Raw genomic sequence first — 11,052 nt, 5'->3', positions numbered from 1 at the left:
TCGCCTGCTTGCCGGCGATGATCAGGCCGGGCTGTTCGTCCGCCGCGATCTTGGCGAGGATCTTCGCCACCGCCAGCGGCTCGATGTCGCTGTGCACGTCCTCGGCGGCCACCACCAGGATCGCGCGATCGGCGCCCATGGCGAGCGCCGTGCGCAGGGTTTCCTGAGCCTGCTTCACGCCCACCGAGACCACCACGATTTCCGAGGCGACGCCCTTTTCCTTCAGGCGGATCGCTTCTTCGACCGCGATCTCGTCGAAGGGGTTCATCGACATCTTCACGTTCGCAAGATCGACCCCCGTGCCGTCCGCCTTGACGCGAACCTTCACGTTGTAGTCGATCACGCGCTTCACAGGTACCAGGACCTTCATCGGCGGTGTCTCCTTGGTTGCATTCGCCGCCCCCGGCAGGGGCGGACTCCGGCTTTCGGCAATTTTGTTACAAGAGCCGGCCTCGAAGGGACAGTGCAAAATCGACCCCTTCCGCTGTCGCTACGTCACGTCGTGTCGGTATCCGCGGTCATGACCCGGACCGGGGCGCAACGGAAAAGGCCCGCCGGGAGGGCGGGCCTTTCCGGGCCGCTTTGCAGGGGCCTGTCAGCAGGGTGCGTAATACTCGCGGCCGTAGCGGTCGCGGTACAGGCACTGGCCGTTGTTGCCGCGGCGATTTTCGTTGATCACAGAGCCGGCTACGGCGCCGACGGCACCGCCGACGATGGCGCCGGTACCGGGGTTCTTCTTGTTCAGAAGCGCGCCGGCGGTGGCGCCGGCGGCGGTGGTGCCGAGGAGCGTGCGGTCCTCGGTGGTGTCCATGCAGGCGCCGAGCGCGAGCATCGCCGGCAGCAGAAGGAAGGCGACTTTGGTTTTCATGGCTGAGTCTCCGAGATGAATTGTTCTGACATCATAACACATCGTCATGTCTTCCGGTTCCCCGGTGTCAACGGTTCGCGCCCGGAAGCCAGAGCACGTCGGTGCGGCCGTCGTCATTGGCGATACGGGCTGCGCAGAAGAACCAGTCGGAAAGCCGGTTGAGGTATTTCACCGCCTGCGCATTCGTCGATTCGACGGCGGCGAGTGCGGTCGCCTCGCGTTCGGCGCGGCGCGCGACGGTGCGGGCGAGGTGCAGATAGGCGGAAAGCGCCGAGCCGCCGGGCAGGATGAAGCTGCGCAGCGGTTCGAGCCGGGCGATCATCGCGTCGATCTCGGTCTCGAGCCGCGCGACCTGCGATTCGGTGGTGCGCAGCACCGGATAGGGCGCCTCGGAGTCCTTCTCCATCGCCGGGCGGGCGAGATCGGCGCCGAGGTCGAAAAGGTCATTCTGGATCCGGGCAAGGGCGGCGTCGGTCTCGCCCTCGGCATGGAGCCGCGCCAGGCCGAGCGTCGCGTTCAGCTCGTCGACCGTGCCATAGGCGGTGACCCGCAGCGCGTGCTTGGGCACCCGCGTGCCGTCGCCGAGCGCGGTTTCGCCCGTGTCGCCGGTCTTCGTGTAGATCCTGTTCAGAACAACCATCGTCGTCTCCTGCTGTCAGCCGCGCCTGAGCCAGACAAACAGCAGAACGAGGCCGATCGCAACCGCCTGCGCCGCGATGCGCAGCCGCATCAGGCGATTGGCGTGGCGCCGGTTGAACTCGCCGCCGCGGGCAAAGCCGCCGATGCCGATGAGCAGGATCACCAGAACCGCCAGGCAGGCCCCCACCACGGCATAAAAGACCGGATCGCTGCGCATCGTCTTTCCCCCTCGCGCCCTCCCCGGCGCGCGCCCAGAGTAACCGCGCCGCGCCGAAAGGCGAGGGAAAACTCAGGCGCGGGCGAGCAGCCAGTCGCGCAGCCGCAGTGGCAGCAGCCGGCGCAGGGCGGCGGCGATATGGGTGGCCCCGGTGATGTAATAGGCGGGCTTCGGGTTCGCCGATTCGAGGGCCGCGCGCAACGCCCTGGTCACCGCCGAGGGCGGCAGTTCGAAGGCATCGGGCTTGCCCGAGGGTTCGTAAAGCCGCTTCAGCAGCGAGGTTTCGTATTGTGCGCGGCGGGCCGAATTCTTCCAGTCCACCCATTTCTCGAAATGCGGGATCGCGTTCAGCCGGAAGCGGGTCGGGATCGGGCCGGGGTTGAGGGTGATGATCTTGACCGGCGTGTCGCGCATCTCGAGGCGCAGCACGTCGGTCAGCCCCTCGAGCGCGAATTTCGTCGCCACATAGGCGCCGCGCCAGCGGATGCCGACGATGCCGAGCACCGAGGAGCATTGCACGATCCGGCCATCGCCCTGCGCCCGCATCACCTTGATCGCGCGTAGCGTCAGGTCATGGAGACCGAAGAGGTTCGTCTCGAAATTCTCGCGCAGCGCACCGACCGGCAGGTCCTCGACCGCGCCCGGGGTGGCGAAGGCCGCGTTGTTGTAGAGCGCGTCGAGCTGGCCATCCGCGCGGGCGAGCGCCTCGTTGAAGCCGGCCTCGATCGAGGCGGGGTCGGCCACGTCGAGCGGGAAGGAGATCAGCCCCTCGGCGCGCAGCCGGGCGCAGTCTTCCTCGCGCCGGCAGGTGGCCAGCACCATCCAGCCCGCGGCTTTCAGCCCATGCGCGGCGTCATAGCCGATGCCCGAGGAGCAGCCGGTGATCAGGATCGTCTTCGCCATGGTGTCTCTCCGCCCGTGGGTGCCGGCACCCGGGATAGGGGCGGGGACGCGTCGTGGCAAGCGCCGAGCCGTGGCTCAGTCCGCGGGCCGCAGCAACCGGCGCGAGACCCAGCCCTCGATGCTGTCGCCCTCGATCCGGATCTGCGCCCAGCCATCGCGCTCGGTCACGACGCGGATCTCGGCGCCGCGCCCGAGCTGACCCGTCACCGGGGCCGAGGCGGAGGGGGCGGCGCGGACGTTGAGCCGGTTCGTCGCGACCCGGAAGAGACGGCCGGAGAGGGGCGCAGGGGCGGGGCGGTATTCGGGACCGGGTTTCAGCGCCGGGCCCGGCATCGGCGGGAAGCGCGCGGGGGTAACGGTGGCGGCCGGGAGGCCCGGCGTGGTCAGGGCGTCCGGAGCGTTTGCCTCGGTTGTGGGGGCGGGGGCGGGGGCTTCGGGGGGCGCCGCGACGGCTTCGCCTGTTTCCTCCGGATCGTGGCCGAAGACCGCAAGGACCACATAGAATGCGGCCAGCGTGATGGCTGTCAGTCGGAACATCGGACCCTCCCCAAAACGGTGCCCGGTTCCCCGGGCTGTGCGCGGTCTTGTGCCGGGCTTTCCTGACCCCAATGTGCCCGCTCGCTGCCGGTTCCGTGCAGGGGGAAATTCTCCGTCGATTTCCGCCCGAGCTTTCCGCCCGAGCTTTCCGTCTGGACCCGGCCGCGACGCCGCTTTACACCCGGTGCCATGAGCGAGCATGACGATACCCCGCACCCGTCCACCTCTTCGGAACCGCTGAGCCGCGCGATCGGCGAGCGCTATCTGACCTATGCGCTGTCGACGATCATGCACCGCGCGCTGCCCGACGCCCGCGACGGGCTGAAGCCGGTGCACCGCCGCATCCTCTACGCGATGCGCGAGCTCAAGCTCAGCTCGACCGGCGGCTTCCGCAAATCGGCGAAGATCTCGGGCGACGTGATGGGCAACTATCACCCGCATGGCGACGCCGCGATCTATGACGCGATGGCGCGTCTCGCGCAGGATTTCGCCATGCGCTATCCGCTCGTCAACGGGCAGGGCAACTTCGGCAATATCGACGGCGACAACCCGGCGGCCTCGCGCTACACCGAAGCGCGGATGGCGGCGCCGGCCGAGGCGCTGCTCGAGGGGCTGGCCGAGGATGCGGTCGATTTCCGCCCGAATTACGACGGCACGCTGACCGAACCCGTGGTGCTGCCCGCGGCCTTCCCGAACCTGCTCGCGAACGGTGCTTCGGGGATCGCCGTCGGCATGGCGACGAACATTCCGCCGCACAACATGGAAGAGCTGGTCGACGGCTGCCTCGCGATGATCCGCGACCCCGAGATTGCCGACGATGCACTGGTCGATCTGATCCCCGGTCCCGACTTCCCGACCGGCGGCGTGATCGTCGAACCGAAGGACAGCATCCGCGAGGCCTATCGCACCGGCCGCGGCGCCTTCCGGCTGCGTGCGCGCTGGTCGACCGAGGATCTCGGCCGCGGTGCGTGGCAGATCGTCGTCACCGAGATCCCGTATCAGGTGCAGAAGGCGAAGCTGATCGAGCGCCTCGCCGAGCTGATCGAGACGAAGAAGGTGCCGGCGCTGGCCGATGTGCGCGACGAGAGCGCCGATGACATCCGCATCGTGCTCGAACCGCGCGCCCGCACCGTCGATCCGGCGCAGCTGATGGGCATGCTGTTCCGCAACTCGGAACTCGAGGTGCGCTTCTCGCTGAACATGAACGTGCTGATCGACGGCCGCGTGCCCAAGGTCTGTTCGCTCAAGGAGGTGCTGCGCGCCTTCCTCGATCACCGCCGTGACGTGCTGTGCCGCCGCTCGCAGCACCGGCTGGAAAAGATCGCAAGCCGGCTCGAGATCCTCGAGGGCTACATCATCGCCTATCTCAACCTCGACCGGGTGATCGAGATCATCCGCTTCGAGGACGAGCCGAAGCCGGCGCTGATGGCCGAGCCCTGGAAGGCCGAGGGCGGCGCGATCGCGCATCTGACCGAGGCCCAGGCCGAGGCGATCCTGAACATGCGCCTGCGCAGCTTGCGCCGGCTCGAGGAGATGGAGCTGCGCGCCGAGCGCGACGGGCTGCTGGCCGAACGCGCCGGGCTCGAGGCGCTGCTCGCCTCCGAGGCGGCGCAGTGGAAACAGATCGGTACCGAGCTGGGCGAGGTCCGCAAGGCTTTCGGCAAGGGCACGGCGGTCGGCCGTCGCCGCACCGATTTCGACGAGGCCGGCGAGGTCGTCGAGGTGCCGATCGAGGCGATGATCGAGCGCGAGCCGATCACCGTGATCCTGTCGAAGATGGGCTGGATCCGGGCGATGAAGGGGCATCAGCCGCTCGACGCCGAGGTCAAGTTCAAGGACGGCGACGGCCCGGCCTTCGCGCTGCATGCCGAAACCACCGACCGGATCGTGCTGATCGGCACGAACGGCCGTGCCTGGACGCTGCTTGGCGCCAACCTGCCCGGCGGACGCGGCATGGGCGAGCCGGTGCGGCTGATGGTCGACCTGCCGAACGAGGTCGAGATCGGTCATGTGATCTTGCCGAAGCCGGGCGAGAAATATCTGCTCGTCTCTTCGGACGGCGACGGCTTCATCGCGCCCTCGGAAGAGCTGATCGCGCAGACCCGCTCGGGCAAGCAGGTGCTGAACATGCGCGAGGGGGCGAAGACCGCAGTCTGTCGTCCGGTTTCGGGCGATGCAGTGGCCTGCGTCGGCGAGAATCGCAAGATGCTGGTCTTCGCGCTCGACGAGCTGCCGGAGATGGCGCGCGGCAAGGGCGTGCGTCTGCAGAAGTTCAAGGACGGCGGGCTGAGCGACGCGATCACCTTCACGCTGGCCGACGGGCTGAGCTGGAAGGATCCGGCCGGCCGCACCCGCACCGAAGGCGATCTGACCGAATGGCTGGGCAAGCGCGCCTCGGCGGGCCGGATGGCGCCGCGCGGTTTCCCGCGCGACAACCGCTTCCTCTGAGGCGCAACAAAGAGGGGGGCGCGGCCCCCTCTTTTCCTTCGGAAAATTCACCCCCGAGGTATTTCGGGCAAGGAGAAAACCCGGGGCGCGGGCTTCCACTTGCTTCAAATCCCCCGGGGGGTGAGCCCGGAACGGGTGAGGGGCAGCGCCCCCTGCGCCGCCCGGCGCCGGAGCGGGGTGTGGCATCGCGGCACTTCTTGTCGCGTAAGCCTTTGCGCGGCACGGCTGCGCACGAAGCGGTCTTGATTTTTCCGCCTCGGAGCAATACGAAGCGCGCGATATTGACACGGGCCGGTGCCGGCCCCCGAACCCAGAGGCGCCCGCGAATGGCAAAGGCAAAGTTTGAACGGACGAAACCGCACGTCAACATCGGCACGATCGGCCACGTTGACCACGGCAAGACGACGCTGACGGCTGCGATCACCAAGTACTTCGGTGAATTCAAGGCCTACGACCAGATCGACGGCGCGCCGGAAGAGAAAGCCCGCGGGATCACGATCTCGACGGCGCACGTGGAATACGAGACGGCCGCGCGTCACTATGCGCACGTCGACTGCCCCGGCCACGCGGACTACGTGAAGAACATGATCACGGGTGCTGCGCAGATGGACGGCGCGATCCTGGTGGTTTCGGCGGCCGACGGCCCGATGCCGCAGACGCGCGAGCACATCCTGCTCGGCCGTCAGGTCGGCATCCCGTACATCGTGGTGTACATGAACAAGGTCGACCAGGTGGACGACGAAGAGCTGCTGGAGCTCGTGGAAATGGAAATCCGCGAACTTCTGTCGGCCTACGGCTACCCGGGCGACGAGACCCCGATCGTCAAGGGTTCGGCTCTGGCCGCGCTCGAAGGCCGTGATCCGGAAATCGGCGAGAACTCGATCCGCTCGCTGCTGGCGGCGGTCGACGAGTACATCCCGACCCCGGTGCGCGCTGTCGACCAGCCGTTCCTGATGCCGATCGAAGACGTGTTCTCGATCTCGGGCCGCGGCACGGTTGTGACCGGCCGTGTCGAGCGTGGCGCCGTGAACGTGGGCGACGAACTCGAGATCGTCGGCATCCGCGACACCAAGAAGACGACCTGCACGGGCGTCGAGATGTTCCGCAAGCTGCTGGATCGCGGCGAGGCTGGCGACAACATCGGCGCGCTGCTGCGCGGCATCGACCGTGACGGCGTGGAGCGTGGTCAGGTTCTGTGCAAGCCGGGTTCGGTGAAGCCGCACACGGAGTTCGAGGCCGAGGCCTACATCCTGACGAAGGAAGAAGGCGGCCGTCACACGCCGTTCTTCGCGAACTACCGTCCGCAGTTCTACTTCCGCACCACGGACGTCACCGGCACCGTGAAGCTGCCGGAAGGCACCGAGATGGTGATGCCGGGCGACAACCTGAAGTTCACCGTCGAGCTGATCGCCCCGATCGCGATGGAAGAGAAGCTCCGCTTCGCCATCCGTGAAGGCGGCCGCACCGTCGGCGCCGGCGTCGTCTCCAAGATCCTCAAGTGATCTCGGACTGACCGTTCGGGAAAGGGCCGCCTTCGGGCGGCCCTTTTTCGTTTCGGACGAGCGTGTTGCGCGGGGAAATGCGGGGCGTGCAAAAAGCCCCTTGATTTCCCGCGGCGCCTCCTTTAGCACCCGCACACGGCCTAGGGGTTTAGCTCAGTTGGTAGAGCATCGGTCTCCAAAACCGAGGGTCGTGGGTTCGAGTCCCCCAACCCCTGCCATATAAATCAATACGTTACGCGAAAAGAGACCCCGCCCCAAAGGCGGGGTTTCGCGTCTGGGGTAACGCTCAGGGTAACGGAATCACCGCCAAGTGGCATCGAAGCGGGCGGTGGTGAGGCGCGGATAGAACAGCGGCACGACGATCATCGCCCCATCGTTCCATCTGGATTGCGTCGCGCAAGAATGGCCGCAGAACCGCTGCCACGGTTGCCCTCGAAACCTTTCGCCGCAGCACTCGCATCTCAGAGTTACTTTTCGCCGATCTTCTTGCGCCGCAGACACGCAGGATCGGCAACAGTATTGCGCGTCTTTGCGTTTATCATCCGAGATCGCGCCACCACACCACGCACACCAGCGCCCCGAACGGGCCTCACGCCTCGCTTGAGATAAAAGCGCGTGCCCTTCATCGTTTCGGCATTTGGTGCTGCAAAACTTCTGCTTCTCATGAACTCCCGGCATAGGCTTGCCGCACCATTCACAAGTAGGGGTCAGATCAAGCGTGTCGCCATCTTGATTGCTCGGTCCTCGTCCGCTTCCTTGAAGTCCGCGATCCGGCTGTGGTAGTTGTTGCTGCACAGATCGCTGCAAAACTTCGGCCTGCCCTCGGGCAATGGCTTGTGACAGCGCGCGCATCGGGTCCGTTCGATCAGAAGTCCTTCGTGAATCACCCATTCCGGTTGTCCTTCATTCCAAGTTGGTCGCATCCTTGCCCCGGCCAAACGGAAGGCATCGGCCAGCACGTCACGCGTCACCAGATCCGCCGTTTCCCACGTCCAGCCTTGAAGGCAGAGGTCCGAGCGGATGCCCGCCCGCAAAGGCCCTTCCAACCCCCACAGGGAGCCGGTCGCACCCGCTTCGAACGCCAACCGGATCACCCGCGCCAGCTCCTTCACCAGACCATTGTATCGGCCTTCGCCCAAGCGCCCGCGCCGCGCATCCCGTTCCTTTCGGTTGCGCTTCGCGGATATGGATTTCGGCTGAAAGGCCATGCCTATCTCCCGAACGCGAAATCGAACATCTCCGCCGTGAGGGGAATGACCGGCTCTTTCTTCTTCGCTGATTTGCCACTCGGCTTCACAGCCCATTCGAGCCAGACCAGATCCATCGCCAGAAGCATCTCGACATGCTGGCGAGAGATCGGCCCGAACATCCGGTTGTAAGCCTCGATCTCCAACAGGCTGATCGGTTCCGGCCCATTGGCGTGGTGCCGCCGGGTCTGGGTCAGCGTCAGGAAGGATTCCCAGACGGGCAAGCCTGCCTCTGGGATATGCACCTTCTTGCGCCGCAGGATGCCCGCCAGCGCCGCGCAGAGTTGATCCTTGAGTCGGTCCTGTGCCGGGGTCATAGGGTCTTCCTCGAATTGATCATGCGGGATTTAACGAGGTGGTTCTGCGTGGCCTTAACCGACTGTGAGACAATCGACGGGGCAGCACTGGAAACCGTCTGCTGCGAGACGTTCTTCACATAGGCCTGAAGGTTGCCGTTCTGATCGACGCTCACGCCCACATCGACCTTGACGTTCGACGCCCCGCCCGAGGCCGATCCGGTCGAACCGCCGACATATCCGCCCGAGGCATAGCCCTTGATCGCTCCCCGGTGCATGGCTTCGAGGTTGCCCGCACCAATCCGCGCCGTCGCAGCTTTCGAGAACACATATTCGCCCCGGTGAACCACGCCCGCAGGTTCGTTACGTCCGCCGTCGCCCGTATAACCGCCCGAGGCATAGCCACCGATCAGAGATCCAATCGCAGAAAAGATGCTGCCAGTCGTGCCGCCCGAGGTCGCGAGCGAGGCAAAGGCCTTGTTCATCTGCGCCGAGGCGATCTGCTGCAACAGGCTTGCCAGCGCCGACTTGAGACCGTCCACTCCATCCGTGACGGACAGGAACACGTTGCTCAGGGCATTGGCCCCGGCGGTTGCCTCAGCCTTCATCCGCGCCAGATTGTCCCGCGCCTCGTCCGAACCCTGCGCCGCCTTGCCGTAAGCCTGCGCCACCTTCTCGATCTCTGCCGCAAGTTCCGGGGTGACGGTCTTGCCCTCTTGCTGTGCTGCCGTCAGCAACTTCGCCTTCGTCGCGGCATAGGTTGCCATGTCGCCGTATTCGGTGCCCTTGCCGATGGCTTCGTTGAAGGCTGCCGTCTGCGCCTGCAATGCCGCCGTGTCCTGTGCGATCTCGTCGATCTGATCCTGCACCGTTTTTTTCGAGGAGCCGGACTTCTTCGAACTGCCGCCCGTCGATCCGGTTCCCTCGCTGATCATCGGTGGCGCGGCCTTCGGCGTTGGGCTTGTTGTGGGCGCGTAGGGCGAAGATTGATCGTAGCTGCCAGAGCGAGCCTCAGAGATCGCCTCTCCCCGCGTGTCCTCGATTGCTGCGGACCCGCCCGGCAGCGCCGCCTTGAGCGTCTTGGCATTGTCGATCAGGTCGAGAAGCTTCCGGCCAAGCCCACCGAGCGCCGAGATCACCCCCGAGAACTGTGCCTTGTCGATGCTGTCCAGCTGTTCGAGCGCATCCGCCGCCTTCTTGCGGATACCGTCCATCCCCTCGGCAAATTGCTCGCCGGTAATTTTCCCCTGGGCAAACTGATCGGACAGCGCGCGCATGTCGGCCGAAGCCGTCGCCAGCACCTGCCAAAGCGCATCGTTGCCGAGCATGTCAGCCGTCGAGGCCGCACTCGCAAGCTGCAAGCCCACGTCCTGCGCCGCATCCGAAAGGCCCGAATATCGGTCGCGCAGGGTCTCGACCTTTGTCACCTGTTCGTCAGTCAGTGCCCCCATCTCCTTGAGGGCTTCATAGACCTTATCCCCGAGGATCGAACGGCCGACCTGCTCGTTCGAGAACAGCTCGGAGAGCTTTGTATTCACCACGTTCCAGGGGATGTTCGCGAGCTCCACGGCCACAGTCTTCGCGAAGTTCGACACCCGCGCCGTCAGGTCCGACCATTGCCGATCGATCTCCTGCGCCTTGTCGATCATCTCGCTGTCGAGAACCGCGCCGACATCATGCGCCCTCCGGATCGTCTTTTGCAATCCATCGGCCCCTTGGTCGATCAACTGAACGAACTGCTCCCCGCCCGTGCCGCCGAAAAGTTCATCCATGATGCGGATACGTGCCGCCTGATCGAACCGCTGCAACCGCCTCACGATCTCAAGCATGAGGTCCGAAGGGTTCTTGAGCCGCTTCGCCAGATCGTCCGCCGTGAATCCCAGACGTTGGAAACTCTCCGCGCCCGATCCCGAGCCGGTCTTGATCCATTCATCGGCCCGCAGCGACAGTTCCTTGAAGCCGTCCGTCAGCGCGTCGATGCTGACGCGGTTCTGTTCCGCGACATAGGACCATTCCTGAAACGCCTGCACACCGAGGCCCGACTTCTTCGCCTCGTCGCCCACCTCGGCCACGCCCTTGACCGTCTCGCGCAGATTGTCAGTGATGGCAGCAAAGGCCCCTGTCACCGCCCCGCCGATCAGGCCGCCCGCAAAGGCCTTGCCGAACGACCCGATATTCCCCGAGACCGCCGCCAGCACCTGATTGATCCGGCCCGCACCTTTCGACATGTCAGACGCCATCTGATCCGTGGCCCGCTTCGAGCCGCGTTGCAGGGTCTGATACGTCTTCGAGCCGCGTTTTTCGGCGGCGTCCATCTTCTTCTGAAAGTCCGAGACCTTGGCTTCCAGAGCGACCACAAGCCGCGCGATATCCTCTTCCGTCGCCATGCTGGCCT

Annotated in this window: 11 protein-coding genes and 1 tRNA gene; 3 read left to right on the top strand and 9 right to left on the bottom strand. The window is 65.6% G+C overall.

The features are described from left to right. The 6 genes from EOW65_RS17815 to EOW65_RS17790 all read right to left on the bottom strand — a co-directional run. Nucleotides 1-370 (bottom strand): electron transfer flavoprotein subunit beta/FixA family protein (locus tag EOW65_RS17815; protein ID WP_164880152.1); only part of this gene is annotated, 370 nt, incomplete at its 3' end. 225 nt (nt 371-595) lie between these two features. Continuing rightward, nucleotides 596-868, bottom strand: coding sequence for a YMGG-like glycine zipper-containing protein (locus EOW65_RS17810; RefSeq protein ID WP_164880151.1), 273 nt, complete (start codon nt 866-868; stop codon nt 596-598). A 67-nt stretch (nt 869-935) separates the two neighbouring features. Beyond that, nucleotides 936-1,508 (bottom strand): cob(I)yrinic acid a,c-diamide adenosyltransferase, encoded by a 573-nt coding sequence (locus EOW65_RS17805; RefSeq protein WP_128151714.1) that lies wholly within the window; start codon nt 1,506-1,508, stop codon nt 936-938. Nucleotides 1,509-1,523: 15 nt separating this feature from the next. Then, nucleotides 1,524-1,724, bottom strand: a complete 201-nt coding sequence (locus EOW65_RS17800) for a twin transmembrane helix small protein (protein WP_113901712.1) — start codon at nt 1,722-1,724, stop codon at nt 1,524-1,526. 72 nt (nt 1,725-1,796) lie between these two features. Further along, nucleotides 1,797-2,627, bottom strand: a complete 831-nt coding sequence (locus tag EOW65_RS17795; RefSeq protein WP_128151712.1) for an SDR family NAD(P)-dependent oxidoreductase — start codon at nt 2,625-2,627, stop codon at nt 1,797-1,799. A 75-nt stretch (nt 2,628-2,702) separates the two neighbouring features. Then, a complete protein-coding gene (locus EOW65_RS17790; RefSeq protein WP_164880150.1) occupies nt 2,703-3,164 on the bottom strand; it encodes an SH3 domain-containing protein in 462 nt (153 codons plus the stop codon). Between the two features lie 189 nt (nt 3,165-3,353). Between EOW65_RS17790 and parC the strand changes: the two genes are divergently transcribed. The 3 genes from parC (at nt 3,354) to EOW65_RS17775 (ending at nt 7,332) form a co-directional block, all read left to right on the top strand. Then, nucleotides 3,354-5,612 (top strand): DNA topoisomerase IV subunit A, encoded by a 2,259-nt coding sequence (gene parC / locus EOW65_RS17785; RefSeq protein WP_128151708.1) that lies wholly within the window; start codon nt 3,354-3,356, stop codon nt 5,610-5,612. 326 nt (nt 5,613-5,938) lie between these two features. Continuing rightward, complete coding sequence (gene tuf / locus EOW65_RS17780) at nt 5,939-7,114, top strand: elongation factor Tu (protein ID WP_128151644.1); 1,176 nt, start codon at nt 5,939-5,941, stop codon at nt 7,112-7,114. A gap of 142 nt (nt 7,115-7,256) precedes the next feature. Continuing rightward, a tRNA-Trp gene (locus EOW65_RS17775) sits at nt 7,257-7,332 on the top strand. Between the two features lie 489 nt (nt 7,333-7,821). Here the strand turns inward: EOW65_RS17775 and EOW65_RS17770 are convergent. The 3 genes from EOW65_RS17770 to EOW65_RS17760 are packed head-to-tail and all read right to left on the bottom strand — an operon-like array spanning nt 7,822 to nt 11,044. Continuing rightward, nucleotides 7,822-8,322, bottom strand: coding sequence for a hypothetical protein (locus EOW65_RS17770; RefSeq protein WP_128151706.1), 501 nt, complete (start codon nt 8,320-8,322; stop codon nt 7,822-7,824). Nucleotides 8,323-8,324: 2 nt separating this feature from the next. Beyond that, nucleotides 8,325-8,678, bottom strand: coding sequence for a phage tail assembly chaperone (locus tag EOW65_RS17765; protein ID WP_128151704.1), 354 nt, complete (start codon nt 8,676-8,678; stop codon nt 8,325-8,327). Beyond that, nucleotides 8,675-11,044: a phage tail tape measure protein gene (locus EOW65_RS17760; RefSeq protein ID WP_128151702.1), complete on the bottom strand. Its 2,370-nt coding sequence runs from the start codon at nt 11,042-11,044 to the stop codon at nt 8,675-8,677. The genes EOW65_RS17765 and EOW65_RS17760 overlap by 4 nt, the downstream gene beginning before the upstream one ends. Between the last annotated feature and the right edge of the window lie 8 nt (nt 11,045-11,052).

This window comes from Paenirhodobacter ferrireducens (assembly GCF_004022265.1).
Classification (GTDB): domain Bacteria; phylum Pseudomonadota; class Alphaproteobacteria; order Rhodobacterales; family Rhodobacteraceae; genus Rhodobacter; species Rhodobacter ferrireducens.
The sequence above is the reverse complement of the archived record's forward strand: the minus strand, read 5'-3'. Positions and strand labels throughout refer to the sequence as shown.

Excerpts from the sequence above, each read along its gene's own strand:
- parC (WP_128151708.1), top strand. The coding sequence starts at position 3,354 with ATGAGCGAGCATGACGATACCCCGCACCCGTCCACCTCTTCGGAACCG.
- EOW65_RS17805 (WP_128151714.1), bottom strand. The coding sequence starts at position 1,508 with ATGGTTGTTCTGAACAGGATCTACACGAAGACCGGCGACACGGGCGAA.
- tuf (WP_128151644.1), top strand. The coding sequence starts at position 5,939 with ATGGCAAAGGCAAAGTTTGAACGGACGAAACCGCACGTCAACATCGGC.
- EOW65_RS17810 (WP_164880151.1), bottom strand. The coding sequence starts at position 868 with ATGAAAACCAAAGTCGCCTTCCTTCTGCTGCCGGCGATGCTCGCGCTC.
- EOW65_RS17765 (WP_128151704.1), bottom strand. The coding sequence starts at position 8,678 with ATGACCCCGGCACAGGACCGACTCAAGGATCAACTCTGCGCGGCGCTG.
- EOW65_RS17770 (WP_128151706.1), bottom strand. The coding sequence starts at position 8,322 with ATGGCCTTTCAGCCGAAATCCATATCCGCGAAGCGCAACCGAAAGGAA.
- EOW65_RS17790 (WP_164880150.1), bottom strand. The coding sequence starts at position 3,164 with ATGTTCCGACTGACAGCCATCACGCTGGCCGCATTCTATGTGGTCCTT.
- EOW65_RS17800 (WP_113901712.1), bottom strand. The coding sequence starts at position 1,724 with ATGCGCAGCGATCCGGTCTTTTATGCCGTGGTGGGGGCCTGCCTGGCG.
- EOW65_RS17795 (WP_128151712.1), bottom strand. The coding sequence starts at position 2,627 with ATGGCGAAGACGATCCTGATCACCGGCTGCTCCTCGGGCATCGGCTAT.
- EOW65_RS17760 (WP_128151702.1), bottom strand. The coding sequence starts at position 11,044 with ATGGCGACGGAAGAGGATATCGCGCGGCTTGTGGTCGCTCTGGAAGCC.